Below are 26,532 nucleotides of genomic sequence, written 5' to 3' on the forward strand. Positions count from 1 at the left end.
CCGTGGACAGGGTCGTCGAGGCGCTGCGGGCCTCGCTGAAGGAGAACGAGCGCCTGCGGCGACGGCACCGCGAGCTGACGGCCGGCGCGACCGAGCCCGTCGCGATCATCGGGATCGGCTGCCGCTACCCCGGTGGCGTGGAGTCCCCCGAGGACCTGTGGGACCTCGTGGCCGCCGAGCGGGACGCGATCACCGGCTTCCCGGAGAACCGGGGCTGGGACGTCGAGGGCCTGTACGACCCGGACCCCGACCACACCGGCACCTCCTACGTCCGCGAGGGCGGCTTCCTCCACGAGGCCGGTGACTTCGACGCCCGGTTCTTCCGGATCAACCCCCGTGAGGCGTTGGCCATGGATCCCCAGCAGCGGTTGCTGCTGGAGACGACGTGGGAGGCGATCGAGCGCGCGCGGATCGACCCGACCTCGCTGCGCGGCAGCCAGACCGGCGTCTTCATGGGCGCGATGTTCAACGGCTACGCCCAGTACTTCTCGCGGGGCACCGAGGGCCTTGAGGGCTACATCCTGACCGGCACGTCGCCGAGCGTCATCTCGGGGCGGCTGTCCTACGCCTTCGGCTTCGAGGGGCCGGCGTTCACCCTCGACACCGCGTCCTCCTCGTCCCTGGTGGCGCTCCACGTGGCGTGTCAGTCCCTGCGCCACGGCGAGTGTTCCCTCGCCCTGGCCGGCGGCGTCGGCGTGCTCGCCACCCCCACCGGGTTCGTGGAGTTCAGCCGACAGCGCGGTCTGTCCCCCGACGGCCGCTGCCGCTCCTTCTCGGCCGACGCCGCCGGCACCAACTGGGCGGAGGGTGTGGGCGTGCTGGTGCTGGAGCGCCTGTCGGACGCGCTGCGCCACGGGCACCCCGTCCTGGCCGTCATCCGGGGCTCGGCCATCAACCAGGACGGGGCGTCCAACGGTCTCACCGCGCCGAACGGGCTGTCCCAGCAGCGCGTGATCCGCCAGGCCCTGGCCAACGCCGGGCTGACCACCGCCGACGTGGACGCCGTCGAGGCGCACGGCACCGCCACCAGGCTGGGCGACCCGATCGAGGCGCAGGCCCTGCTCGCCACCTACGGCCAGGGCCGACCGGCCGACCGGCGGCTCTGGGTGGGCTCCCTGAAGTCGAACATCGGGCACGCGCAGGCGGCGGCGGGCGTCGGCGGCGTGATCAAGACCGTGATGGCGATGCGGCACGGCGTGCTGCCGCGCAGCCTGCACATCGCCGAGCCGACCCCGTTCGCCGACTGGTCGTCGGGCGCGGTGGAGTTGTTGACCGAGGCCCGTCCCTGGCCCGAGGTCGACCGTCCCCGCCGTGCCGCCGTCTCCTCCTTCGGTGTGGGCGGGGCCAACTGTCACGTGGTCCTGGAACAGGCTCCGGAGCCGGGCGCGTCGGCGGGGGAGCGGCCGGCGGCCGGCGAGCCGCCGACCCTGCCCTACGTGATCTCGGGTCGCGGCGCGGACGGGTTGCGCGCGCAGGCGCGTCGCCTGCGCCGGTTCCTCGGTGCCCACCCCGAACTGCGCCCGCTCGACGTCGCGTACTCGGCGGCGACCACGCGGGCCGTGCTGGACGAGCGGGCCGTCGTCCTGGCCTCGAACCGGGACGAACTCCGGGAACGACTCGCGGGGCTCGCCCACGGAACGGACCAGCCGGGTGTGGTGCGCGGGGCCTCGCCCCGGGACGACCACCGCGTCGCGTTCGTCTTCTCCGGACAGGGCTCGCAGCGGACCGGAATGGGCCGTGAGCTGTACCGGGCGTTCCCCGTCTACGAGCAGGCGTTCGACGAGATCTGCGCCGAGTTCGACCAGCACCTGGACGTGCCGCTGCGCGACGTCGTGTTCGCGGAGAACGGCGTCGACCGGGCGTTGGTCGACCAGACGCTGTACACGCAGCCGGCGTTGTTCGCCGTCGAGGTCGCCCTGTTCCGGCTGCTCGACCACTGGGGTGTGCGTCCGGATCTCGTGGCGGGGCATTCGATCGGGGAGTTGGCCGCCGCCCACGTCGCCGGTGTCCTGTCCCTCGCGGATGCTTGTCTGCTGGTCGCGGCGCGCGGACGGCTCATGCAGGCGTTGCCCGAGGGCGGCGCGATGGTGAGCGTTCAGGCGTCCGAGGTGGAGGTGGCGCCCCGGCTGGCCGGGTTGGAGTCCCGCGTCGGCATCGCCGCCGTGAACAGCCCGACCTCCCTGGTGATCTCCGGCGACGAGGGCACCGTGCTGGAGCTGGCGGCGGAGTGGGCGGAGGCGGGCCGCAGGACCAGGCGGCTGGTGGTGAGCCACGCGTTCCACTCGCCCCTCATGGACCCGATGCTGGACGAGTTCCGCGAGGTCGCGGCGCGGATCACCTTCGCGGCTCCCCGCATCCCCCTGGTCTCCACCCTGACCGGCGAACTGGTCACGGGGGAGGAGTTGGCGTCGCCTGACTACTGGGTGCGCCATGTGCGGCGGACCGTGCGGTTCGCCGACGGGGTGCGCTCCCTGACCGCAGGGGGCGCCAGCGCGGTCGTCGAGGTCGGGCCGGGCTCGGCGCTGGCCACCCTGGTCCAGCAGTGCACAGTGGACAGTCCTGTGGTGCTGACCCCGACCCTGCGCTCCGGCCGTCCGGAGACCGAGAGCGTTCTCACCGCCCTCGCCCGGCTACACGTCGAGGGCGTGACCGTGGGGTGGCCGGCGTTCTTCACCGGAACCGGGGCCGAGGCCGTCGACCTCCCCACCTACGCCTTCCAGCGGCGGCACTACTGGCCGGACACCACCCCCACCGGCGCTCCGCGCGTCCCCGACATGACCCAGGAGCCGGACCCGGAGTTCTGGTCGGCGGTCGAACGGCAGGACCTCGGCGCGCTCCTCAATGGACAGTCCACACAGGACGATGACCACCGGGCGGACATGCTGTCCTCGGTGTTGCCGGCGCTGGCCCGGTGGAACCGGCGACGTCGACACCGCCCGACGGTCGAGCGGTGCCGGTACCGGTTGAAGTGGGAGCGGGTCACCCCTGCCGAACCCACGAGGGCGGCGGGGCGCTGGCTGGTCGTCGTGCCGGAGGGCCACGCCGACGACGCGGTGGTCACGAGCTGTGCGCAGGCCCTCGTCGACCATGGCGGGCAGATCCACGAACTCGTCCTCGACCCCATCACCGCCGACCGCCACACCCTGGCCCGGCGTCTGCGTGACCTCACGGAAGGGGACGGCCCGGCGCGCGTCGACGGGATCCTGTCCCTCCTGGCTCTGGACGAGGGCACCAGCCCGGACCACACCTCCCTGTCCCGGGGTCTGTTCCTCACCCTGACCCTGATGCAGGCGCTCGGCGATGCCCAGACCGGCGTTCCCCTGTGGTGTGTGACGCGCGGTGCCGTCGCCACCTCGGTGGTCGAACCGCTCGGCAACCCCGTCCAGAGCCAGGTGTGGGGCCTGGCCCGGTCCTTCGCCCTCGAACACCCCGACGCGTGGGGCGGCCTGGTCGACCTGGCGGGGCCGCTGGACGAGCGGGACCGGGAGCGGCTGGCGGCGATCCTGACCGGGGCGCAGGGTGAGGAGCAGGTGGCGGTGCGCCCCGCCGGCCTGTTCGCCGCCCGGTTCGTGAGAGCCCCGCGTGAGGGGACCACCCGTCCGACCTGGTCAGGCGCGGGCACCGCGGTGATCACCGGGGGCACCGGACGCGTGGGGGCGCAGGTCGCGCGGTGGCTCGCCCGCCAGGGCATGAGGCACCTCCTCCTGGTCAACCGCCGTGGCGAGGACGCCCCCGGGGCGCGGGAACTGGTGGCCGAGCTGGTCGCGGCCGGCGCCTCGGTCACCGTCTCCGCCTGCGACGTCACCGACCGTGACGCGCTCGCGGCCGTGCTGGAGCAGGTGCCGGCCGAGCACCCGGTGCGGGTCGTGGTCCACGCCGCCGGCGTCGCGGAGGACCACTTCGTCGCAGCGCTGACCCCGGCCCAGCTCGACGCCGTGCTCCGCGTCAAGGTGGACGGCGCCCGCCACCTCCACGAGCTGACCGCGGACCAGGACCTGACCGCGTTCGTGCTGGTCTCCGCCCTCGCGGGCACGATGGGCGGCGCGGGACGGGCGAGCTGCGCCGCCGCCGACGCGTTCGCGACCGCCCTGGCCCAACACCGGCACGGCCTCGGCCTGGTGGCCACGACCGTCGCCTCGGGGCCGTGGGCGAGGGACGACGCCGCGGCCGAGGATCACGCCGACGGCCACGCCGACGGTCCTCGCCGCCCCGGCATGTTCACCCTGCCGCCGGGCACCGCGCTCGCCGCCCTCGGGCAGGCGCTCGACCACGCCGACGCGGTCGTCCTCGTCGCCGACATCGAGTGGGACGGCTTCGCCAGGGCCTTCCTCAGTGGACGGACACCCGCGTTCCTGCGCGAGGTGCTGGGCGGGAGCCGGGAGACCGGCACCGCCTCGGCCACGACGACCGAGGGTGACTCCGCGACCACCTTGCGTCGACGGTTGTCCGGCCTTCCCGAGTCCGAACAGGACGCGGTCCTGCTCGACCTGGTCAGGACCAGCGTGGCCGCCGTCCTCGGCCACCCCACCCCTGAGGGGATCACGCCCGACCAGAACCTGCTGGACCTGGGCTTCGACTCCCTCACCGCGGTGGAGATCCGCAACGTCCTCAACGGGTCCACCGGCCTGCGCCTGCCCACCAGCGCCGTGTTCGACCACGTGACGCCGCGCGCCATGGCGAGACACATCCGCTCCGGCATGGCCGCCGAGGACACCGGAGCCGGCGGGGACGACCGGGGAACAGTGGCCGTCACCACACCAGTCTGACGACGAAGCGCGCCCGCAGCGAAGGACGATGGTCCCGACGCCCGCCGTGCGGGGCGCACCAGCAGAACGAGCGGACCGAGTCGCAGTAGGGAGCCCATCCGTGACCTTCGACGAGCGCGTGAACGGCGGCATCACCAAGGAAGTCCTCAGAGGACAGTCCGTCTACACCAGGATGTACCTGCCCCTGTACGACCTGTCGGTCTTCTGGGGCACCACGCCGCTGTTCTGGCGTTGTTCGCCGCGCACCCTGCGCGACTGGTACACCCGCAACGTCGGCGCGCGCCACCTGGAGGTCGGGGTCGGCAGCGGGTACTTCCCGTCCCGCTGCTCCTTCCCGGTCTCCACGCCCGAGATCACGTTGCTCGACCTCAACCAGAACTGCCTGGACTACACCGCCACCCGGCTCGCCCGGCACCGCCCCCAGCGGGTGCGGGCGAACGTGCTGGAGCCCTTCCCGCTGCCCGCCGGCGCGTTCGACTCGGTCTGCATGAACTTCCTGCTGCACTGCGTGCCCGGCGACCTGCGGGAGAAGGGCGTGGCCTTCCGGCACGCGGCGACGGTGGTCCGCCCCGGCGGCGTCGTGTTCGGCAGCACGGTGCTGTCCTCGGGCGTCCCGGTCTCCGCGCCCACGCGGGCGATGCTGAAGGTCCTCAACTGGCGGGGGATCTTCCACAACGACCGCGACGACCTCCAGGACCTCCGGGACCAGCTCGCCACCCACTTCGCCGACCACGAGGTCGTCGTCGAGGGGTGCGTCGCGATGTTCCGGGCGTGGACCGCCGAGGACAGCGGCGACGCGCCGGGCGCGTCGCCCCGCTGAGCCCGACCGGTCATCGGGCCGGCGCGTCGCTCGGGAGGCGCGGCCACCCCACCACGGCTCGGGGTGGCCCGCCTCGCCGGCGCGCTTCTCGGCCCGCCCCAGCCCCCGCGAGACGTGCAGGAGGCGCAAGGTGCGTGTGCTGCTGATCGACAACTACGACTCCTACACGTACAACCTGTACCAGCTCCTCGCCCGCGTCCACGGCAAGGAGCCGACCGTCCTGGTCAACGACGACCCGTCCTGGCCGGACGTCGACCTGTCGGCGTTCGACTGCCTCGTCATCTCGCCGGGACCGGGCCGACCCCAGCGCGCGTCGGACCTCGGCTGGTGCCGGCGCGTCCTCGACGAGCACGACGAGCTGCCGATCCTCGGGGTCTGCCTGGGGCACCAGGCGATCGCCCACCACCACGGCGCGACCGTGGAGCGGGGCCGGCCCCGCCACGGGCACCTCACCCGGGTCCGGCACCGCGGCCAGAACCTGTTCGACGGACTGCCCCAGGACTTCGTCGCCGTCCGCTACCACTCGCTGCGCGTCGCCGAACCCCTGCCTGAGGAGCTGGAGGCCATCGCGTGGGCCGAGGACGGCACGGTGATGGCCCTGCGCCACCGCCACCTGCCCCGCTGGGGCGTGCAGTTCCACCCCGAGTCCATCGCCACCGAGTGGGGCGCCCACCTCCTGCGGAACTTCGCGGTGCTCACCGGGCACTCCCACGTGGCCGCCGCGCCCTCGGGGCACACGTCGTGGCCCGCGCACCGGCCGCACACCGGGGACGCGGGGGACAGCGGGCCGGGCCTCCGGCTCGTCGTCGAGGTGGTGGACCGGCCCGTGGACACCGCCGCGCTGTTCTCCGCGCTGTTCGGCGGGAGCGCGTCCTGCTTCTGGCTCGACAGCAGCGAGGTGGACAGCCGGCGCGCCCGGTTCTCCTTCCTCGGCGACGCCGGCGGCCCGCTGGCCGAGACGCTCACCTACCGGGTCGGGACCGACGTCGTCGAGGTGCGCGACGCCCACGGCCGACGGACCGAGCGGGGCAGCATCTTCGACGTCCTGCGGCAACGGCTGCGGGACCGGGCGCTCTCCACGCCCGAGCTGCCCTTCGACCTCAACGGCGGCTACGTCGGGTACTTCGGCTACGAGATGAAGGCCGAGTGCGGCAGCCCGAACACCCACGTCGCGCCCACGCCCGACGCCGTCTGGATGTTCGCCGACCGGCTGGTCGTCGTGGATCACGAGGAACACCGGGTCTACGTCGTCGCCGTCTGTCGGGAGCACGAGAGGGGACAGGCCCGGGACTGGGTGGACGAGACGGTGTCGCGGGTTCGCTCACTCGCCGACGCCCCACCCGAGCCCGGTCCCGTCGTGCCGGCGGTGAGCGCCGCATCGGCCCCTGCGGTGTTCTCCCGATCCCGCGCCGAGTACGTCAGTGACATCGGGGAGTGCCTGGACGAACTGCGCCAGGGCGAGAGCTACGAGATCTGCCTGACCAACCGCGTCACGCTCCCGCCGCTGCGCGACCCCCTGCGCTACCACCTCGTGTTGCGGCGGCTCAACCCGGCTCCCTACGGCGCCTTTCTCCGGTGGGGTGAGACGAGCGTGGTGTGCTCGTCACCAGAGCGGTTCCTTCGCATCGACCGGGACGGCGTCGTGGAGAGCAAGCCCATCAAGGGGACCGCGCCTCGGTCCAGCGACCCCGAGACCGACGAGGAGCTGCGCCGGACGTTGGCCGCCTCCGCCAAGACCAGGGCCGAGAACCTCATGATCGTGGACCTGCTCCGCAACGACCTGGGCCGGGTGTGCGAGGTGGGGTCGGTCGAGGTGCCCTCCTACATGGCCACCGAGACCTACGCCACCGTGCACCAGCTCGTGTCGACGGTCCGCGGCCGCCTGCGGTCCGATGTGGACGCCGTGTCGTGCGTCCGCGCCTGTTTCCCCGGGGGCTCCATGACCGGAGCGCCCAAGCTCAGGACCATGGGCATCATCGACCGGCTCGAACGGGGACCCCGGGGGATCTACTCCGGGACGATCGGCTACTTCGGACTCTCCGGGGGAGCCGACCTCAACATCGTCATCCGCACGGCCGTCGCCACCGCGTCCCAGACCGTGATCGGCACGGGTGGGGCGATCGTCCTCGACTCGGACCCCGACGAGGAGTTCGACGAGGTCGTCCTCAAGGGCCAGGCGCTTCTGCGCGCCTACGACATCGTGGGGGCTGACGGCGAACAGCCCCGCGAGTCCACACAGATCCCGCACGGCAACCACGCACAGGGGAGGCGTCATGGTCGGGTCCTCTGAGGACCACCGTCAGGTGCTCATCATCGGCGCGGGCATCGCGGGCCGGGCATTGGCGCTCTTCCTGACGCGATACGGCATTCCGTGCGCGGTGTACGAGGCACATCCCGGGGTCGAGGACACCGGGGGAGCCCTCAACGTCGCCTCGAACGGCATGAACGTCCTCGCGGAGCTGGGGATCGCCGCCGCCGTCGACCAGGCCGGCACACGCACCCGACGCGTCGTCATGTCTGACGAGAACGAGCGCGTGCTCGTGAGTTTCCCCTACAGCGAGCCGGAGACCTACGGCCAGCCGTGCGTCACCCTGGCCCGGCCGACACTGGTCGCGATCCTGGACAGGGCCGTGCGGGACGCCGGCGTGCCCGTCCATCACGGTCGTCGTCTGCGTTCGGTCGAGGAGGGCGACCAGGGGGTCATCGCCCTCTTCGAGGACGGCACCCTCGCCGAGGGAGCACTGCTGGTCGGCGCGGACGGCGTGCACTCCCGGGTGCGGGAGTTCGTCCTGCCCTCCGGTCCCTCCGCGCGCCCCAGCGGCCTGGTCGGTCTCGCCGGCTTCGTCGCGGCCGAGGTGCTTCCTCCGGTGACGCCCGATCAGGTCGAGGCGTTCAACTGCACGTTGGGCCGCAACGGCTTCGTCGCGTGGACCGGCAGCGGGCTCGGCCACGTGACGTGGTGGACCTACGTCCCGGCGCGGCATCCCCTCACGGGAACCGACATGGCCGGCCTCGACTGGGAGGACGCCCGGGGACTCCTGCTCCAGCAGTACGCCGGGTACCCGAAGACGGTGCTGGCGGCGATCGCCAACACCCGGGCTGGCACGACCGCCGGCATGTACGACCTTCCCGAGCTGCCGTCGTGGCGTCGGGGACGCGCCCTGCTCATCGGGGACGCCGCGCACGCCGCGAACCCCAGCGTCGGCCAGGGCGCGTCCCTGGCGCTGGAGGACGCCGCCTGTCTCGCCCGCCTGATCCGGGACAACCCGCGTGACCTCGACACCGCGGTGGTGGAGTTCGAGCAGCACCGCCGGCCCCGCGTGGAGAGCGTCATCGCGCCGGGACGCCTGCTGAGCCCCGACGGCGAGAACGCGAGCGGTCTGGACGCGAGCATGGGCGAGGTCATCATGACCCTCTTCCACGACGTCTACGGCGACGCCGGCCGTCACCTCCGCCTCGGCTACGACGTCTCCGACATCCGTCACCGGAGCGCTCCACGAGAACCTGACCTGAGGTGATCCGCTCTGGCGTCCTCTGTGGACGCATGCTGAGGTGAGTCCGAGCCCGGGGTGGCGGAACATGTGCGTCGGCCCCGTTTCTCGCGGTTTGGTGAGGGAGTTGGCTCGCTGGTCAGTCGCCACTCATACCCGCTCCAGATCGGAAAAGGGCGTGCTCGGGAGGCGACGCCACTCGAACGTCCCAACGACGTCACGCCGCGGCGCCACTCGCACTTCGGCTGATCACTCTCCATCCGTGTCCTTGCTGTGTGCGACAAGATGAGGTCCGTCCGGACGACGACATTCTGGTGAACTGCCCCGCCGGTGCGCTGACGCCCGTCGCACCGGCGACGGCCGTACGGGTGGTGTTTCTCCTCCCCGGATGCGGACAACGGGTGAGGCGGTGTCCGTTTCTCCCCCTTCATGCTTGTGGAGTATTTCGGCGCGTTCTCTTCCGCTGATAGCCCTATGTGTCATCCCGGCACGCCCTCGGGCTGGGTTTCGGTGAGGGGGTGTCGGGACGGAGCGGGCGCCCGTGCGTCCGCCAGCGTCCAAGCCGTTCACGCCGTCCTCCGGATTCGCTTCCGCGCGGGGACGACGTGACGGTCGCATCATTTCTGGGAGGAGTGGGAGATGACGTTTTCCAGATCCCGCGCGGTGAGGTCCGCGCTGCTCGCCACGGCGGTCGTGGTCGCGGTGGTGGCGGCGCCGGCCGCCGCCGCCAGCACGACGGCGGAGGCGGGCAGCGGCCCGCGCCCGCTGCTCGGGGCGGTCAGGGACGGCGCCCCGCCCACGCTGCTGGAGGTGGTCGCTCAACGCTCGCGCTCGGGATCGTCCACGCCCGTGGAGTGCCACGACGTGAAGATCACCTCTCGCGCCAACGGGAAGCTCGTGTCGGCGGAGTTGGGTTACGCCGGGGCAGACTACGCGATGCTGCGCGCCCGCGCCGACGTCCAGGGACCGTGGGAGGTCTTCACCGTGTGCCTGGACAGGGCCAACTCCACGATCCGGTCAAAGGCGAACGGGAAACTGGTCTCCGCGGAACTCGGATACGCGGGGGCCGACTACGCGATGCTGAGGGCGCGGGCGGACGTCGAGGGACCGTGGGAGCGGTTCTCCATCGACCTTTCCTGCGACAACCAGTGCGTGACCATCCGGTCCTCGACCAACGGGAAGCTGGTGTCGGCGGAGTTGGGTTACGCCGGGGCCGACTACGCGATGCTGCGCGCCCGCGCCGACGTCCAGGGGCCGTGGGAGGAGTTCCGCTGACCGCATTCCCGGGCCGTGCCGTCGTCCGCGCTCTCGTGGCGGAGTGAGCGACAGGGCGGAACGACGTGAAGTCGGGGCGGGAATGTGTCGGACCGTGTGAAAGGGCCGGCACGGGTGGATGCCCGTGCCGGCCTTCCCCACAGGGATGCCGGCCTTCCCTCAGGGATTCACGGGCCGATCGGCGGTCGTGCTCTCTTTGTTCCAGCCGTCGTGCCCTTTGTTCCGGCCCTGGTCAGCCGATCGCCACCAGAGCCCGGTGGTGCTTCGGGTTCTCGATCTCGTCGATCAGCGCGACGGCGAGGTCCGCGTAGGAGAACGACTCGGCCTCGATGGCGGACTCGCCGCCGATCCGGTACCTGCCCGTAGGGCCGGCCTCGTCATCCAGGACCACCGGCGGGGGAACGATCACCAGCCAGTCGAGGTCGGTCCTGGCCGCGCGGAGCACCTCCAGCTCGGCGACGTGGGACAGGGAGAGCGCCCGGTACTCCTCGGGGAAGTCCGGGGTGTCGTGCATCCGCACCCCGGGCGAGACCTCCAACTGCGTGCCGATGCCGACCAGCACGAGACGACCGACGCCGGCCCTGCCGAGCCCCTCCAGCAGGGCGCGGGCCGCCTTCGGGAGGAACTCGTTGGCCTCCAGGCCGCCCTGGTAGGCGGCCTGCACCGCCGCGTCGTGGCCGTCGGCGACAGCCGCGACGCTCGCGGCGTCGGCCACGTCTCCTGCGACGACGGTGACGTTGGCTCCTCCGAGGTCCGCGTGCCGCTGGACGTCTCGGACGACCGCGGTCACCTCGTGCCCCCGCGACGCCGCCTCCGCCACCGCCCTGCGACCGGCCCTGCCGCCGGCGCCGAAAACAACGATCCTGCTCACCCTGGCTTCTCCGTTCGCCGTGGCCGGCGACCTCCCGGCCGACAGCGGCGAAGCTAGGGGGCGGATCCCTGGTTTCCGCAACGGTACTACGTACGATCTGTGACGTGGCCAACCCGCTTGATCGCGACATGTTCCAGAACTGCCAGGACGTCGTCGCTCCCGTCCGGATCGGCGACAAGTGGACCGGCAAGATCCTGGTGTGCCTCGGGGACGGAGCCCGGCGCTTCTCCGAACTCCGGGTCCCCCTCCACATGGTCACCCCCAAGGTCCTCACCGAGTCGCTGCGCGCCATGGAACGCGACGGCCTCGTCCGCCGCACCGCGCACCCCGGCGTCCCGCCCCGGGTCGAGTACTCGCTGACCGAGCTGGGTCACCGGATGCGGGAGTTCTTCATGGACACGGTCTGCGCGTGGAACGCCTCCACCCTGCCCGAGGTCCTCGAAGCCCGCGCCGCCTACGACCGGCGCGTCTCCGCCTGACCCCTCCCGAGCCTCGCGCCGCCGTCGTGCCCGCGCTCCGGAGCGGGGGAGCGCGGGTGGTCGCACGATGGGGTGGCTTGGGCGGACTGGCGGCTGGAGCCGCTTGCCCGGACGCGGGGCCGGTCAGAATCCTGTCCGAGGCTGACGTGAAGCGGTCGCACGGCTTCGTGACAAGTGGCTGGTGGTGCGAGATGGGTTTACCGAACCGGATCTGACCACCCTCACGCCGTTCTCCCGGCGGAACGCCGGGAACGCTCGGCGGACTCCGTGAAGCCGGCGACGTGGCCCCGTTCTCCCTGTCCTTCCCACGCGGGCTCACGGGGCGCACGCGGGTCACGACGTGCTCGTCCACGGCCAGTTTTTCCTTACCTGGTGCGGAAAACGTTACACGTCGACCCGCGCCCGGCAGAGCCGCCGTGATCACCCACAGCCCCGTGCTCCCCGGCGCCGTGGGCCGCCTCCGTCCGCTCCCGTGCCGAAACCCTGATCCTGATCGGAGGATTCGAGATGACCAAACCCGGCGCTGCCCCGGCGGACGCGCGTCAGACCGTGCTGGACTGGATGAAGGGGTCGACCGCCCTCCACGTCCTCGGAGCAGTGACCAGGATGAGCCTGGCCGACGCGATCGGCGACGGCGAGGCGGACGTCGGCGATCTCGCCAGGGCCTACGACATCCCCGAGGACCGGATGCTCCGGTTCCTGCGCGCCCTCGCGGATCTGGGCCTGTGCGCGGAACGCGGCCCCGGCCGGTTCGCGCTCACCGAGGTCGGCTCCCTGCTGCGGACCGGCCGACCGGGCTCGATGCGCGACCACGTCCGACTGATCACCGACCCGATGACGCAGCGCCCCTGGTCCCGGCTGGAGTCCTGCCTGCGGGGCGACCGGACCGCCTTCGAGCACGTTTTCGACATGCCGATATTCGCTTACCTGGCCAGGAATCCCGAACTGTCCACGACGTACAACGCGGTGATGGGGCAGCTCACCGAGCAGGTCGCCGCGTCGATGTTCGACCACTACGACTTCGACCGGTTCGCCACGGTCACCGACGTCGGCGGCGGGAACGGGTCCCTCCTCACCGCGATCTTGCGCCGCCATCCCCACCTGCGCGGTGTGCTGTTCGACAGCGCGACGGGCGCGGCGCAGGCCGGAGACCGGATGACGGCGGCGGGGGTGTCCGAGCGGTGCTCGATCGTCACCGGCGACTTCTTCCGCTCCGTGCCCTCCGGCTCCGACCTGTACCTGTTGAAGTGGATCCTGCACGACTGGGACGACGAGCGGGCCGCGCTGATCCTCCGCCGCTGCCGGGAGGCGATGACGCCGCACAGCACGCTCCTGATCATCGACCGGGTCCTGCCAGACCAGTCTGCGCCCGGGGTCCCCCGGGACCCCGACCTCTCCGACCTGACCATGATGGTGCTCTACGGCGGACGGGAACGCGGGCGCGCCGACTTCGAGCGTTTGTGCGCCAGCACGGGACTTTCCGTCACCGACGTCGTTCCGCTTCCGCCGCACATCGGGGTCAGCCTGGTCGAGGCCGTGCCGGTCCGCGCCGCCGGGGATCCGTGCCCGGTCGAGGAAACGACTGTCCACTCCGCCGGAGCCTGAGCGAGGGGGGTCCGAGTCGGGCTCGCCGACAGCCGCCCGGGGACGGCTTGGCGACGAAGCAGGGCCGGACGCCACGTCCGGCCCTGCCTCTCGTCTCCCGACCAAATTCTTTCCGTCCAGCTTCCTTCCGTCCTCCCCGCCCCGCGATCCTCCAGCGGACGGGAACGCCGAACCGTCTGGTGATCTTCTTGATCGCGCCGGGAAGGTCTGCTGAGCTGAGGCCAGGGCGTCGCGCGAGGCGAGGGTGGAGGAGACGAGCACCGTGGACCGTGGTCATGGCCGAGACTGAGTCCCTCCTGACCGGCGCGATCGTCGACTGGCTCCCGCCGTCCGTCGCCGACACCCTGGCCCGTCGGCTCGGGCTTGAGGCCATGGGGCAGGTCGTCCCGGAGACCTTCAAGGAGCGGTCGCGGAACGCGTGGTTTCACGGCCACCACCGTGGAGTCCGGGTTTTCGTCAAGCTCTACGCCCACGCTCCGCACGGTGTCGTGGAACAGTACGTGGGACGACAACTGGGCGCCCGGTACACGACGGAGATCCTGCTCGGCGAGTCGGTGCCAAACCTCGGCTGGTGCAACGTCTTCCGGTGGGAGCCCGTCACGCCCCTGCCCCACACCCTCGACTCGGTCGAGACGGCGGCGACGCTCCTCGCGATGACGCACCGCCAGGACCCGGGCCGCGCCGACGTGCTGTCCCGACGACAGGTGGGGGAGCGGCCCTACCAGGAGCTCCTGGCCCGGTTCGGACGTGTCGCCTGGGACGTCTACCAGGAGTGGCGCGACCTGCTCGACGGGCGCGACACGGCCTCCGTCGTGCGCGAGGCCGAGCAGGCGGACGCCGAGACGCCCGGCGCGCTCCTCCACGGGGACTTCTCGTTGCGCAACGTGGGTTCGGGTGAGCGCGGCCGGCCCGTGGTCTTCGACTTCGAGCGATCCGGACTCGGGCCGACCGAACTGGATCTGAGAAGGATCTGGGACCGCGAACTGGCGGCCGTGCCGGGAGGTCGCGAAACGTTCGTCTCCGCCTACCGGGCGGCCCGCGGACTCACCGGGGTGTGGCCCGAGCCGGCGCTGCTCAGATACGCCCGCCTGACCTGCGCCCTCACCACGATCACCGCGGCCCGCAGGACCGACGACCCCCAGTTCGAACAGGAGGGACGGCGAATCCTGGAGGACCTCCGGGCCGAAGGCACATCGGCCTGAACCCGCCTCAGGCCCCCTGCCCAGCCCCCACCCTCTCCGGGCAGGGTTCTGACAAAGTGGTTGTTACCTGTTGCCCTGTTGCCACTGGTCGGGTTCGGTGACGCCGGCGGCCAGGCAGAGTTGGGCACGGAGTTCCCGCGCGTTCGGGCTGGTGCCCGCCGCTGGGGCGATTTCGTGGGCGAGGTCGAGAAAGCGTCGTTTGACGCCGGTGGAGTCCAGACCGGTGGCGACGTTGATGGCGTGTTGGGCGTAGGTGTGGGCGGCGTCGACGTCGCCGACGAGGACGAAGGCGCGGGCGGCGGGCCTCAGAAGTCCGCAACCATCACTTCGAGATGATCGTGACCCAACACCGCGACCGGGGTGCCGATCTCGCTGACCTTCCTGACGGCCAGAGCATTGAGGTTCCCTCGACCACCCGGCGACGTTCCATGAAGTCGTTGCCCTCCATGCCGCAGGGAACACAGGGGGGTCACTGTCGAGCGCATCCGCCATGGCGCGATCATGGAGTGACGTACAGTCCCCGCCCGTCCGATGGATGGCAAGAGCAAATGGTCAAAACCCGTGCCTTGGTCGGATAGAACACCAGGTCAGGAAGTGTCGGCCCCGCCCACGCGGGGATGGTCCCGGCATCTACGACCAGGCCGGGTACACCGACCCGTCGGCCCCGCCCACGCGGGGATGGTCCGGTCCACGACATCGGTGACATCACCATCGCGGAGTCGGCCCCGCCCACGCGGGGATGGTCCGGCGGGGACCTGTCCACCCTCGGCGTCACCGCCGTCGGCCCCGCCCACGCGGGGATGGTTCGGCGTTCAGCTTCGCGTCCGGCATCAGTCCACTAGTCGGCCCCGCCCACGCGGGGATGGTTCCTCGGTGACCAACCTTTGCTGGCCCGCGTTGAGGTCGGCCCCGCCCACGCGGGGATGGTTCGACGTCGGCCTCGGAGGGCACCTTGCCCCTGCCGTCGGCCCCGCCCACGCGGGGGTGAGTCGATCCACTTGTTGTCGGTGGCGGCGTGACGCGTCAGGTCGCCGATCGCCGCCGCGTTGGCCCCAGGCGCCGACCATCACACCCGCAGTGGAGACCGCGTTGAACGGGACACCCGCCACCACCCCGACCCGGTGACGTCGAGGTCCACAACCAGCCATCGCCGGCGACGCTGACAGTGGTCAGGGCGACGTCGATGCCTGCCGATGCGGGCGGTGACATCCCTGGTGGCCTCGGAAGTCCGCGACCGTCACTTCGAGGGTGGTCGTGGCCGAACGCGTGACCGGGGCGTTGATGTCGCTGACCTTCCTGGTGGCCAGAGTGTTGAGGGTGCTGGGTACTTCCTTGACCGCCCGGCGACGTTCCATGAAGTCGTTGTTCTCTGTGCCGTGGGGAACGGGTGTGATGGGCCAGTGTCGGGCGGCGATGTCGGTGCACGCCAGCCCCGTGTTGCCCTGCGGGTCTTTCAGGCTGTCGGCGATACGAGCCGCCACGGCGTAGGGGCGCTGTCGAGCGCATCCGCCATGGCGCGATCATGGAGCGACGAACAGTCCCCGCCCGTCCCATGGATGGCAAGAGCAAATGGTCAAAACCCGTGCCTTGGTCGGATAGAACACCAGGTCAGGAAGTGTCGGCCCCGCCCACGCGGGGATGGTTCCTGCGGCCGACCACCCAGGACCACAGTGGACACGTCGGCCCCGCCCACGCGGGGATGGTTCATGTTCCTCTTGACCGCGTCCTCAAGCTGCTGCGTCGGCCCCGCCCACGCGGGGATGGTCCCGGTGCCCACCCACCGGCCCGGCGATATCCGCAGTCGGCCCCGCCCACGCGGGGATGGTCCCCTCAACTCCCCGCGACAGGTCAGCGCGGCACTGTCGGCCCCGCCCACGCGGGGATGGTCCCGGTTTCTCACCAGCGCGCCCGTCATAGCGCTGGTCGGCCCCGCCCACGCGGGGATGGTTCCCCGTGTTGGTGTGGTCGAGCTGCGCAGGATCGCCGTGGACTGGTCGTCTCGCGGTGGTCCTGTTGCCGAGCCGCCGGAGCGGGTGGAGTGGCCGGTTGCGAACGTTGCTTCCACGGTGTCGCGGGCCGTGGTCGAGTTCGACACGCCTCGCCTGCCGACGCGGGTGGTGCTCTACCGGTATTCGCGAGTGGGTGGTTCCGGGGTGCCGGATGAGTCGGCGGGAACGGAGGTGAGGTGCGGTGCTGCTCCGGGCGTCGCGTGTTGGAGAGAGGGGGATGGGCGTGAGCCGGCTCGGGTGGTGGTGCCGTTCCATGCTGAGGCGGGCTCATATTGGGTAGTCCACGCGGCGTGGCCCGTGTTGGGTGGACATGTAGGCCAGGATGTTGAGGTTGTGTCGGCGTCGTGGGCGGTTCGGGTCGTCAGGGGGTCGTGATGCTGGTCGAGGTGGTGTCGTGGTTGTCGCTGGTGACCCGGACGGCGGTGAGGGCGTCGGCGACGGTGGTCGCGACGGGCGCGGATGGTTCGGTGCGGGAGCGGTCGGAGCACGTGCTGGAGGCGGAGGATCTGCTGCGCTGGTCCTATGTGGCCTTCGGCGACGGCGACGAGGTTCACCAGAGCTGTGATGGCGTCGAGCTGGTGCAGGCGGCGCACGGCAGGTCCACGCGGACACGTGTGGCGGGTGGCCCGGAGTTCTTCTCGTCGTGGCCTGGTGTTGTGGATGCGTGGCTGGTGGAGATGCTACGGCCGGTGGACCTGCTGGCCAGGGTTGCGGTGTCGTCGATCACTGGGGACCGCCTGGTGCGGATGACGGCGACGCCGTTGGGGAATGAGCCGTCCCCCTACAACGGGTTCTCGATCCCGGATGGGCGCACACTCGCGATGAGTCTGGACATGGAGCGTGGCTGTTTCACCGGGGCGGCGGTCACTCGTCCTGGTTGTGATGCGTTGACGTTCACGGTGACTCACGTGGAGTAGCCGGGTGCAGCGGGCATGAACCAGGCTTGCTCGCTGTCTAAGAGATAAGTCTTGAGTTCCCGGCGAGGAACCCGCGAACTCAAGACTTATCTCTTAGTCGAGCGCGGCAACATAGCGTCGGCCCCGCCCACGCGGGGATGGTCCGTCCGAGCTGATGGCCCGGCTGATCCTCGCTGAGTCGGCCCCGCCCACGCGGGGGTGAGTCCGCCACCCACCTGCTGGTCATGGGCATGAACGGGTTTTCCCCGCGCACGCGGGGATGGTTCCTGGACCGCCATGCTGCCCTCCATACTCTCCGGGTCGGCCCCGCGCATGCGGGGATGGTTCGCAATCGCGTGGGCACTGCGGGATGCGCCCTCGATCGGCCCCGCGCACGCGGGGATGGTTCCCTGCACACCCACGCGGCCATCTCCAACCGGGTTTCGGCCCCGCCCATGCGGGGGTGGGTTTGCGGCTTTGCCTGGCACTGCCGCTGTTTCTGGGGCTGTCACGTTCGACGGAGAGGCCTCGGCACCCTCTGGTGTCGAGGCCGCTTCGTCGAGTTGCTCAGGTAGCCGTGCTGCCCACGCCAGTGCACGCCTCGCGGCCGCCAGGGTTTCTGATGACGGCCCAGCGTGTGACCGGGGCTTCCGCTGCGATGGGCTCGCAGGCTGGGTAATGGTCGGACGCTCTCTGTCACCCCACCTGTTTCTCGTTCTTCGTGACGATTGTTTCGGGCTTGGTGTAATCGTCGCCGCTGGGCGGGGCGGAGTTGACGATCCTCAGATCGATCTGAACTCCGTCCGAAAAGGTGATCCGCTGTGCGACACCCTGCCCACCCTGGTCGACGCTCTCAACCTCGGTGACCTCCGGCCACGCCGAGACGGTCTTCCGGAAGAGTTCGAGAAAGCGAGGGTTGCGCATCTCAGAACGCCTCCCGCGGGAGGTCGTAGTTGGCGTGCTTCGGGATCCCAGGCCCCCGAACGGCCTGCACCATGATCGTGGTGCTGCCGCCGTTCGCGTAGTTGACCTTGACCAGGTTGTGCTTCCGGTGCTGGGCGTTCGGGTCGTCCGACGATCCTGGCGGCACCGAGATGTCCTCGACGCTCACGATCTCCGGGTGGTCGAGGGCCTCCAACTCGGCCTGGAGGCGCCGCGCGAACTCGATCAGTTTCATGATTCCATTTTTCCGGTCCGCCGTCGGTTCAGGTGCCTGAACCGTTCCGCGCGCCCGACTTTCCCTCCATCGCGTTACCGCTCAGCCCAGCTCCTCTGCGGAGGGTGACTGAAAGCAGAGGAGACCTCCCTGGCGGGCTCGCGACAATAGGCCGTCCGAGTGGCGAATGGGCTTTCCTGAGAAATGCTGCGTCGCTGCTCGTCTTCCCCGCACCCAGAAGCGCGTCCACGGCAATATGCCGACCCTGGGCTGGTCGGTGGGGAAAGTGCCGGAGCCTCGTGGGGGAGTCAGACGGCGCGGAGGTAGGTCGGGTGGGTGTCGGCGGTGGTGAGGTCGGCGAGGGTGACGCCGAGGCGGGAGAAGGGTTCGGTGGCGGCGTCGGTGGTGCGCAGCGCCCGACCCTCGCCCCGCTGGAGCCAGCCGACGTCGAGGGCGTGCCGCATCAGGGCGGCGGGGAGGGCTCCGGCGAGGTGCTCGCGGCGCTCCGTCCAATCCAGACAGTCGCGCAGCAGGGGTCGGCGCGGGCGGTCGGGGATGGGGACGCCGAGGTCGGCGAGGACGGCGCGGCCGGAGGGGGTGACGCTGAGCCCGTTCCCGATGTCGATCAGTCCATTGTGGAGCATGCCGTCGCGGAGGGCGACGCCCAGCCGACCGGCGACGTGGTCGTAGCAGTGCCGGGCGAAGGCGAGGCGGTTGGCGCGGAGGGACGCCCGCAGGCCGCGCGCCGGCCGTCCCTCGGCGTGCTGGGTCAGCCGCTCCACCAGGTCCGCCACGGCGGGGTCGCCGATCCGGACGTACTGGTGCCGCCCCTGCCGCAGGGTCTCCACGAAGCGCGCGGCGCGCAGGCGCGCGACCTGCTCGCTCGCGCTGGACGGGGCGATGCCGGCCACCCGCGCCAGCTCCCCGACGGTCCAGGCGCGCCCGTCGAGCAGCGCCAGGCACATGGCGGCGCGGCTGGGGTCGGCGAGCACGGCGGCGACGGACGCCAGGTCGACGTTCTCCACCCGACCACCGTAGGCGCCACACGTGTCGGCATGCGCCGACACGTCCGCGCGTGAGCCTGTGAGGCGTGACGGAAACACAGTTCCGCGGCGTCGCCGCCCCCGAGTCGGTCGTGCTCGATCCTCCGGTCCTCTACCCCGGCACCCCGGTGGTGCTGTTGTCGAGCCTGAATCCGGACGGTTCACCGAACCTGATGCCGATGTCCTCGGCGTGGGTGATCGGGAAGACCGCGTTGTTGGGACTGGGCAGGACCGGGCAGACGTTCGAGAACCTGCGGCGTTCCCCGGAATGCGTCCTGAACTACGCGTGTGAGGATTTGTGGCCGCACGTCGAGCGGTTGGCCCCGTTGACGGCGGTGGACCCGGTGCCGCCGTCGCGGGCGAGTCAGTTCCGGACCGAGCGCGACAAGTTCGGTGCGGCCGGTCTCACGCCGGTGCCGGGTGAGGTGGTGTCGGCTCCGCGCGTGGCCGAGAGCCCGATCCAGGTCGAGTGCCGTGTCGTGTCCACGCGGGTGGCCGAGGAGAGCATCGTCGGGGTGGTCGAGGCCCAGGTGTTGCGGGTGCACGTGCATCCGGAGCTGGCGGCGGCCGACGGTCGGCACGTCGTGGTGGACGCGTGGCGGCCGTTGTTCTACGCGTTCCGCCGTTACCTCGGACGAGGTCCCCAGCTCGCCAAGTCCTTCCGGGCCAACGACTGACGCCGGAGGGCGTTCCTCGCGCTTCTGCCGGGGTCGGGGCGGGCCGCGACAGCGGTTCCGCCCCGACCCCGGACGGTCAAACGCAGGTCAGCCCGCTCCAGATGGCCAGAGCGGTCGAGCCGTCGGAAACCCGCTCGAGCATCTCGAAGAAACGAGACCGCAATACGGGAATGGTTGTGGAATTTTTCTTCATGTGATATACTGCGCATTCCAACACGTATTGTTCCTCGTGTGACCAGTCATGCCGGCAACACCAACACCAACACCAACACGACAAGCCAGGCCAGCCAGACCGCGGTGATGGCGGCCGCCGCCCGCGCCGCGCACCTCCTCGTCGACGCGGAACCCCGGATCTTCGCCGACACCGTGGCCGCCGCGCTCCTGGGCGACCGGGCCGAGGAACTCCTCGGCTACCACCGCGTCCACGGTGCCCATCCGATCCTGGCCGGGGCACGAGCCCAGGCCGTCACCAGGAGCCGCTACACCGAGGACGCCCTCGCCGGGGCCGTCCGCCGTGGCGTCACCCAGTACGTGGTCCTCGGCGCTGGCCTCGACTCCTTCGCCTACCGGTCCGCGCTGGCGGACCGGCTCCGGGTCTTCGAGGTCGACCACCCCGCGACCCAGCGGGGGAAGCGGGACGCCTTGGCCGCCGCCGGGATCGCCGAACCCGCCACCCTCACCTTCGTGCCCGTCGACTTCGAGACCGACTCGCTGGCCGACCAGCTCCGCCGGGCCGGCTTCGACGCGACGCGCCCCGCGATGGTGAGCTGGCTCGGGGTCACGATGTACCTCACGCGCGAGGCGCTCGGTCAGACCCTGGCGGTCCTCGGTGGCTTCGCCCCCGGCTCGGAGATCATCGCCGACTACATCCTGCCCGCGGAGATGCGGGACGGCGCCGGCGCGGCCTACGTCTCCGCGGTCATGTCCGCCGCCGCCGACGGCGGCGAGCCCTGGCTGACGGTCCTCAGCCCCGACGCGATGTCGGCCCTCCTCGAAGAGCACGGGTTCGTGGTGGTCGAACACGTCGGGCAACGCGATTCCGTCGACGCCGCGCTGTGGGAGCGCACGGACGCGCTGCGTCCCGCCGAGCTGGCGAACCTGGTGCGGGCGAGGGTCGGCGAACGCCGGAACCCCGCGTCGTGACGCGGCGCGGGTGATCCTCAGCGGGTGACGCTCAGCCGGCGGCCCGCACGGCCTGGTCGGGGACGGGGTGGAGGAAGCCGTCGGGTCCCTTCAGGCACGCGGCCTCGTCGTGCCTGGTGGCGAGGAACTCGCCGAGGCAGCGGCCGAACTGGCTGTGGCCGCGCGCGTTGGGGTGGAACGACTCCTGGCTGAAGTGCTCGGCGCGCTGGTCGTCGCGCAGCGCCTCCCAGTCGAGGCTGAGCCGGGCGAACCACTCCCGGTCGACCTGCGGGCCGCCGGCGCACGCCTCGTGGCCCCGCCCGGCGCGGGACAGGTCCAGGAAGCGGGCCCCGACCAGGTCGGCGGCGCGGTGCAGGCCGGCGGCCAGTCGGCCCACGGCGCTGTCCTCGACCCACTTCAGGTCGGAGGTGCGGAACGGGCAGCCGTTGAGGTTCTGGAGGGAGGGGGAGACCGACGTGCCCACCGGGGCCGCGTACGACTGGACCACCAGGCTGTAGCTGGTGTCGGGGTAGCCGGCGCGCCGCATGACCGAGCGCACGTCGTGCAGCGCCCTGACCACCTTCGGGACCATGCGGTCGACGCGCTCGGCCCACTCCGCCCCGAGGTCCTTGTGGCAGTCGGGGTCCCTGCCGACCAGCCCGGCGCGCATGCAGCGCATCACGACGTCGCCGAACTTGGGGTCGTCGTTGGCTCCGACGCCGACGACGACGGCCACGACCCGGTTGTCCCTGGCCACGTCGGCGAGCCTGCGGGCCTGTGAGCCCTCGGTGTACTGCGTGGCGTCGCCGAGGGCGACCTGGTCGGCGTTGGCCCCCGAGCACGCGAGGTTGATCGTGCGGTCGACGCCGGGCAGCGCGGTGCGGTGGATGAGGGCGTTGGGGGAGCGGTGGCACCAGTTGCCGTTCTCGCCCCGGGTGCCGGGCTCGTAGTCGCCGGCGCCCTCACCGGAGATCGTGCTGTCGCCGAGGGCGACCAGTGCGCGGGGTTTGTCCTCGGGGGGCGAGGGCGGCAGGTGACGCCGGTCGCTGACGAGGAGGAACACCGTGAGCACCGGGATGATCAGCAAGGCGGCGAGCAGCCGGGTTCGCAGAGCCCGCATAGCGTGATCAGTGTACGGAGCCCACCCCGGCGTCCGCAGCCGCCGGCGGGGCGGGGGTGACCGACGCCTCGGTCACGCCCGCCCCACAGGGGTGACCCTCGAACGGGGCTCGGGGCGAGAAGACCGAAACACCCGGTCACGACGAGGTCCGGCGCGCTCCGTTCACGGACATGAGCACGGAGTGCAGCGCGGTGCCGGCGCAGAGGAACAGCCGATTGCCGCGCGGCCCGCCGAACACGAAGTTGGCGACCCTCCCCGGCACCCGGAGCCGGCCGAGGAGGGACCCGTCGGGGTCGTAGCAGTCGAGGTGGTCGCCCACGGCCGCCCACACCCGGCCGTCGGCGTCGACCCGGAGCCCGTCGACGTCGCCGTCGGCCGGCTCGGCGAACACCCGGCTCCCCGCGACCGGCCCCGCCGGGCCGTCGGCGAGGTCCAGCACGCGGATGTGACCGGCGGTGGTGTCGGCGACGTAGAGCTGACGCTCGTCGCGGGTGAACGCCAGGCCGTTGGGGCGGTCGAAGTCGTCCGCCGCGATCCGCACCTGCCCGCTGTCCGGGTCCACGCGGTAGAGGTGGCAGCCGCCGATCTCGCTCTCGGCGCGGTGCCCCTCGTAGTCGCTGGCGATGCCGTAGTCGGGGTCGGTGAACCACACCGAGCCGTCGGAGCGCACGACGACGTCGTTCGGGCTGTTCAGCCGGCGACCCTCGTACCGGTCGGCGAGGACGGTGACGCTGCCGTCGTGCTCGGTGCGCGTGACCCGACGGTTGCCCTGCTCGCAGGTCACCAGGCGACCTTGAAGATCAACCGTGTTGCCGTTGGCGTGGCCGGAGGGGGAGCGGAAGACGCCGACGGCCCCGGTCGTCTCGTCCCACCGGAGCAGCCGGTCGTTGGGGATGTCGCTGAACAGCAGGAAACGGCCGGCGGGGAAGTAGACCGGCCCCTCCAGCCAGCGCCCGCCCTCCCACAGCCGCTCCACGGCCAGGTCACCGTGCACGCAGGGCAGGAACCGCTCGTCGTGGATCTCGTAGGGGCCGCGCACGACGGGTGGGGCGTCTCCCGGCGACGACATGGCTCCAGCATGACCGAGGGGTGGCCGGCGGGCTGGCCGGGCGGGCCGCATGAGGTGAGCGTCCGCGACCCCCGTGTGGGCTCTCCCCGTCGGCCTGGATCGCCCGGCGGTTTGATCTTTGTGACACGTCAGGGTGGTCGGCGGGTCGGGCGGGCGGCCCGGCGCGCACTTTCTCGCTAAACCGGCGGCGACCACGCCCGTGGTCGCGTCCCCGTCCCCGCGCCCCCGGAGGAACCGCGTTGCCCGTCGCCGCTCTCGACCACCGCGCCAGGGAGTACAGCCTGCCGCTCGCCTACTGGATGGCCCGCGCGGCCAAGCTCGCCTACCAGCCCGAGGACGTCATCGTCGAGGAGGCCCGCCGGTGGGGCTTCGACCGCGTCCGGCACCACGAGACCACATTCCGGCCCCCGTTCCCGCTGGAGGACACCCAGGCGTACACGATGGCCAGCGACCACATGATCATCACCGGGTTCCGGGGCACCGAGCCCGCGAAGATCAAGGACTGGCTGTCCGACGTCAACACCCCGCCGTCGCCGGGCTACGGCGGGAAGGGCTACGTCCACCACGGCTTCGGCGCGGCACTCCAGTCGATCTACCCGCAGGTGCGGCAGGCGCTGGAGGACCTGCGCGACCAGGACCAGACGATCTGGTTCACCGGGCACAGCCTCGGCGGGGCGCTGGCCATGCTGGCCGCCGCGCGGCTGTACTTCGAGAAGCCCAACCTGCGGGCCGACGGCATCTACACCTTCGGCCAGCCCCGCACCTGCGACCGGCTGCTCGCGGCCGCGCACAACGAGGCGTTCGCCGCCCGCATGTTCCGCTTCGTCAACAACAACGACATCGTGCCGCAGCTCCCGCCCGAGCCGGCGTACCACCACGTCGACGCCGTCCGCTACATCGACTCCTCGGGCAGGCTGCGGGAGAGGATGAGCATGCTTGGTGGTGTCGTCGACCGGGCGAAGGGCCTGACCGCCGACGCCTTCGCTCCCGCCAGCGACGGGGTCCGCGACCACAGCGTCAACCGCTACGTCGAGGCGTTGGAGAAGAACCTCGCCTGACACGGACACGGACACGGACGCGCACGCGGACGCGGATACGGACATGGACATGGACATGGGCGGCTGACGCGGGCGAGGGCGGCGGCGCACAGCGTGGCGGCGGTCGCCGGAAGGCTGACAGATTCCGGAAGGACATGCCGAGAAGATCGTCCTCAGGGTCGGGGACGAGGTCGTCCTCAGGACCGATGCGGGGGCACTTCCCCGGTCTCCACGATGGGCACGCGTCCCGTTTCGGGGCGTATGTCCTATGGGGAGGAGATCTCGTGAGACTGGGCATTCGCCGGTTAACCGCCGCCGTCCTCGCCGCCACGCTCGCCACCGGGGTGTTCGGCGCGACCGCGCTCGCCGCGCCGAACACCCCGGACGCGTCGGCCACCTCGAACGCCGCCGAGTCCTCGGCGGAGGCGTCGCGCGGGCAGGACAGGGCCGCGCTCCGGCAGGCCATGGACGAGCTGACCACCGTGGGCGTCGCCGGGGTGCAGGTCCGGGTGCGCGACCAGCAGGGCGACTGGGTCGGCACCGCCGGGGTGAAGAAGCTCGGCGGGCACGAGAAGGTGCCGAGCAACGGGCGGTTCCGCGTCGGCAGCATCACCAAGACGTTCGTGTCCACCGTGATCCTCCAGCTCGTCGGGGAGGGCAGGGTCCGGTTGGACGATCCGGTCGCGCGCCACCTGCCGGAGTTCGGGCTGGACCAGCGGATCACGGTCCGCATGCTGTTGCAGCACACCAGTGGCCTGTTCAACTACACCGGGGAGATCAACCCCGACGGCTCGGTCGAGCCCGGGATCCCGTTGACGGGCAAGGAGTACGTGGAGAACCGGTTCCACACCTACCGGCCCGAGGAGCTGGTGCGGGTGGCGCTGTCGAAGCCGGCCCGGTTCGAGCCGGGGACGAAGTGGTCCTACTCGAACACCAACTACATCCTCGCGGGGTTGTTGGTGGAGAAGGTGACCGGGACGCCGTACGCGAAGCAGGTGGAGCGCCGCATCCTGAAGCCGTTGGGGCTGCGGGAGACCAGCGTTCCCGGCACGCGGTTCGACATTCCCGGCCCGCACGCGCACGGCTACTTCTCCTACCGGGAGAACGGCAAGCTGTCGGTGCACGACATCACCCGGCTCAACCCGTCGTGGGGTGGCTCGGCCGGTGAGATGATCTCGACCACCAAGGACCTGGACCGGTTCATCACGGCCCTGCTGGGCGGCAGGCTGCTCTCGCCCGAGCTGCTGGCCGAGATGCGCAAGATGCGTCCCGCCGACGAGGGGCAGCGGTATGGTCTGGGCTTGGCCGAGCTGGACATGGGGCCGGGTTGCGGTGGGCCGTTCTACGGCCACACCGGCGGCATCCACGGCTACAACTCGTACCTGTTCAGCAACGCCGATGGCAGCAAGCGGTTCGAGATGTCGTTGACGACGGGCGCGATCGACCCCGAGGACGGGGCCGCGCTGGACAAGCTGGCCAAGAGCCTCGGGAAGGTCCTCAACCTGGGGCTGTGTGGGAAGGCGGCGGCTCCGGAGAGCGCCGCGGCCGTCGCCCAGCTCTCGCTCCAGCCCGCCCGGTTCTGACCGACGACCCAATTCGACGACATCGGTCGGCAGGTACTACTTGATCGTTGATCGGCAGTACTACTTGAGCGGTAGTACTACTTGAGCGGTAGTGCTGATCGACGTGGTGGGCGTCCTTGGGGCGCCCACCACGTCACCGCATCATGACGTCAACTGGAGCACGTCGCCCATGACCTCGACGACGTACGGCCTCCGTGGGGACACGGCCGGTCCAGTGAATGCCTCCCTGCTCATCCGGTGCTCCTGGTCGCCCACCGTCAGTGCGGAAGCGAGCGCGGGAGCGAGGCGTTCCGAACGCCGCACCTTTCCTT

Annotated in this window: 21 protein-coding genes and 2 CRISPR repeat arrays; of the genes, 14 read left to right on the top strand and 7 right to left on the bottom strand. The window is 71.2% G+C overall.

What is annotated here, in order from left to right; translation table 11 throughout:
* Positions 1 to 2 precede the first annotated feature (2 nt).
* The 5 genes from LX15_RS32445 (at position 3) to LX15_RS12890 (ending at position 10,352) form a co-directional block, all read left to right on the top strand.
* Positions 3 to 4,766 carry a type I polyketide synthase gene (locus LX15_RS32445; RefSeq protein ID WP_372502699.1) on the top strand — a complete coding sequence of 1,588 codons (4,764 nt, stop codon included), beginning with the start codon at positions 3 to 5 and terminating at the stop codon, positions 4,764 to 4,766.
* Between the two features lie 100 nt (positions 4,767 to 4,866).
* Positions 4,867 to 5,586, top strand: coding sequence for a class I SAM-dependent methyltransferase (locus tag LX15_RS12875; protein WP_253669784.1), 720 nt, complete (start codon positions 4,867 to 4,869; stop codon positions 5,584 to 5,586).
* Positions 5,587 to 5,716: 130 nt separating this feature from the next.
* Positions 5,717 to 7,876 (top strand): aminodeoxychorismate synthase component I, encoded by a 2,160-nt coding sequence (gene pabB / locus LX15_RS12880; protein ID WP_253669785.1) that lies wholly within the window; start codon positions 5,717 to 5,719, stop codon positions 7,874 to 7,876.
* Positions 7,860 to 9,104, top strand: coding sequence for an FAD-dependent oxidoreductase (locus tag LX15_RS12885; protein WP_253669786.1), 1,245 nt, complete (start codon positions 7,860 to 7,862; stop codon positions 9,102 to 9,104). The genes pabB and LX15_RS12885 overlap by 17 nt, the downstream gene beginning before the upstream one ends.
* A gap of 612 nt (positions 9,105 to 9,716) precedes the next feature.
* Entirely contained in the window at positions 9,717 to 10,352 is a 636-nt protein-coding gene (locus LX15_RS12890) for a fascin domain-containing protein (protein WP_253669787.1), read from the top strand.
* Between the two features lie 232 nt (positions 10,353 to 10,584).
* Here the strand turns inward: LX15_RS12890 and LX15_RS12895 are convergent, their stop codons facing one another.
* Positions 10,585 to 11,223 (bottom strand): NAD(P)-dependent oxidoreductase, encoded by a 639-nt coding sequence (locus LX15_RS12895; protein ID WP_253669788.1) that lies wholly within the window; start codon positions 11,221 to 11,223, stop codon positions 10,585 to 10,587.
* 104 nt (positions 11,224 to 11,327) lie between these two features.
* On the opposite strand from LX15_RS12895, the gene LX15_RS12900 reads away from it, so the two are divergent.
* From LX15_RS12900 to LX15_RS12915, 4 genes are all read left to right on the top strand, one after another.
* The gene (locus LX15_RS12900) at positions 11,328 to 11,702 is read left to right on the top strand and encodes a winged helix-turn-helix transcriptional regulator (RefSeq protein WP_253669789.1); all 375 of its coding nucleotides are present in this window, start codon (positions 11,328 to 11,330) and stop codon (positions 11,700 to 11,702) included.
* A 507-nt stretch (positions 11,703 to 12,209) separates the two neighbouring features.
* Positions 12,210 to 13,307 carry a methyltransferase gene (locus LX15_RS12905; protein ID WP_253669790.1) on the top strand — a complete coding sequence of 366 codons (1,098 nt, stop codon included), beginning with the start codon at positions 12,210 to 12,212 and terminating at the stop codon, positions 13,305 to 13,307.
* Positions 13,308 to 13,582: 275 nt separating this feature from the next.
* A complete protein-coding gene (locus tag LX15_RS12910) occupies positions 13,583 to 14,509 on the top strand; it encodes a phosphotransferase (RefSeq protein WP_253669791.1) in 927 nt (308 codons plus the stop codon).
* Positions 14,510 to 14,683: 174 nt separating this feature from the next.
* Entirely contained in the window at positions 14,684 to 14,845 is a 162-nt protein-coding gene (locus tag LX15_RS12915; protein ID WP_253669792.1) for a hypothetical protein, read from the top strand.
* Between the two features lie 260 nt (positions 14,846 to 15,105).
* A CRISPR array of direct repeats spans positions 15,106 to 15,501; the repeat unit is 28 nt; unit sequence GTCGGCCCCGCCCACGCGGGGATGGTTC.
* Between the two features lie 177 nt (positions 15,502 to 15,678).
* On the opposite strand, the gene LX15_RS12920 is transcribed toward LX15_RS12915, so the two are convergent.
* Positions 15,679 to 15,990, bottom strand: a complete 312-nt coding sequence (locus tag LX15_RS12920) for a hypothetical protein (protein WP_253669793.1) — start codon at positions 15,988 to 15,990, stop codon at positions 15,679 to 15,681.
* Between the two features lie 136 nt (positions 15,991 to 16,126).
* Positions 16,127 to 16,459: a CRISPR direct-repeat array (repeat unit 28 nt; unit sequence GTCGGCCCCGCCCACGCGGGGATGGTTC).
* 499 nt (positions 16,460 to 16,958) lie between these two features.
* Between LX15_RS12920 and LX15_RS12925 the strand changes: the two genes are divergently transcribed.
* On the top strand, positions 16,959 to 17,435 hold the full coding sequence (locus tag LX15_RS12925; RefSeq protein WP_253669794.1) for a hypothetical protein: 477 nt from the start codon (positions 16,959 to 16,961) through the stop codon (positions 17,433 to 17,435).
* Between the two features lie 675 nt (positions 17,436 to 18,110).
* On the opposite strand, the gene LX15_RS12930 is transcribed toward LX15_RS12925, so the two are convergent.
* The 3 genes from LX15_RS12930 to LX15_RS12940 all read right to left on the bottom strand — a co-directional run bounded on the left by LX15_RS12930 (position 18,111) and on the right by LX15_RS12940 (position 19,595).
* The gene (locus LX15_RS12930; RefSeq protein WP_253669795.1) at positions 18,111 to 18,338 is read right to left on the bottom strand and encodes a hypothetical protein; all 228 of its coding nucleotides are present in this window, start codon (positions 18,336 to 18,338) and stop codon (positions 18,111 to 18,113) included.
* 1 nt (position 18,339) lies between these two features.
* Positions 18,340 to 18,591: a hypothetical protein gene (locus tag LX15_RS12935; protein WP_253669796.1), complete on the bottom strand. Its 252-nt coding sequence runs from the start codon at positions 18,589 to 18,591 to the stop codon at positions 18,340 to 18,342.
* Positions 18,592 to 18,878: 287 nt separating this feature from the next.
* Complete coding sequence (locus LX15_RS12940; protein WP_253669797.1) at positions 18,879 to 19,595, bottom strand: ArsR/SmtB family transcription factor; 717 nt, start codon at positions 19,593 to 19,595, stop codon at positions 18,879 to 18,881.
* 65 nt (positions 19,596 to 19,660) lie between these two features.
* On the opposite strand from LX15_RS12940, the gene LX15_RS12945 reads away from it, so the two are divergent.
* Both LX15_RS12945 and LX15_RS12950 read left to right on the top strand, forming a co-directional pair.
* Positions 19,661 to 20,290 carry a flavin reductase family protein gene (locus LX15_RS12945; RefSeq protein ID WP_253669798.1) on the top strand — a complete coding sequence of 210 codons (630 nt, stop codon included), beginning with the start codon at positions 19,661 to 19,663 and terminating at the stop codon, positions 20,288 to 20,290.
* Positions 20,291 to 20,521: 231 nt separating this feature from the next.
* Entirely contained in the window at positions 20,522 to 21,433 is a 912-nt protein-coding gene (locus tag LX15_RS12950) for a class I SAM-dependent methyltransferase (protein ID WP_253669799.1), read from the top strand.
* Between the two features lie 31 nt (positions 21,434 to 21,464).
* On the opposite strand, the gene LX15_RS12955 is transcribed toward LX15_RS12950, so the two are convergent.
* Together LX15_RS12955 and LX15_RS12960 are read right to left on the bottom strand one after the other, a co-directional pair.
* Positions 21,465 to 22,532 carry a GDSL-type esterase/lipase family protein gene (locus LX15_RS12955; RefSeq protein WP_253669800.1) on the bottom strand — a complete coding sequence of 356 codons (1,068 nt, stop codon included), beginning with the start codon at positions 22,530 to 22,532 and terminating at the stop codon, positions 21,465 to 21,467.
* A gap of 136 nt (positions 22,533 to 22,668) precedes the next feature.
* Positions 22,669 to 23,601 (bottom strand): SMP-30/gluconolactonase/LRE family protein, encoded by a 933-nt coding sequence (locus LX15_RS12960; protein WP_253669801.1) that lies wholly within the window; start codon positions 23,599 to 23,601, stop codon positions 22,669 to 22,671.
* Positions 23,602 to 23,840: 239 nt separating this feature from the next.
* Between LX15_RS12960 and LX15_RS12965 the strand changes: the two genes are divergently transcribed.
* Entirely contained in the window at positions 23,841 to 24,659 is an 819-nt protein-coding gene (locus tag LX15_RS12965; RefSeq protein ID WP_253669802.1) for a lipase family protein, read from the top strand.
* A 263-nt stretch (positions 24,660 to 24,922) separates the two neighbouring features.
* Entirely contained in the window at positions 24,923 to 26,221 is a 1,299-nt protein-coding gene (locus LX15_RS12970; RefSeq protein WP_253669803.1) for a serine hydrolase domain-containing protein, read from the top strand.
* Positions 26,222 to 26,532 lie beyond the last annotated feature (311 nt).

Source organism: Streptoalloteichus tenebrarius, from assembly GCF_024171885.1.
GTDB classification, from domain to species: domain Bacteria; phylum Actinomycetota; class Actinomycetes; order Mycobacteriales; family Pseudonocardiaceae; genus Streptoalloteichus; species Streptoalloteichus tenebrarius.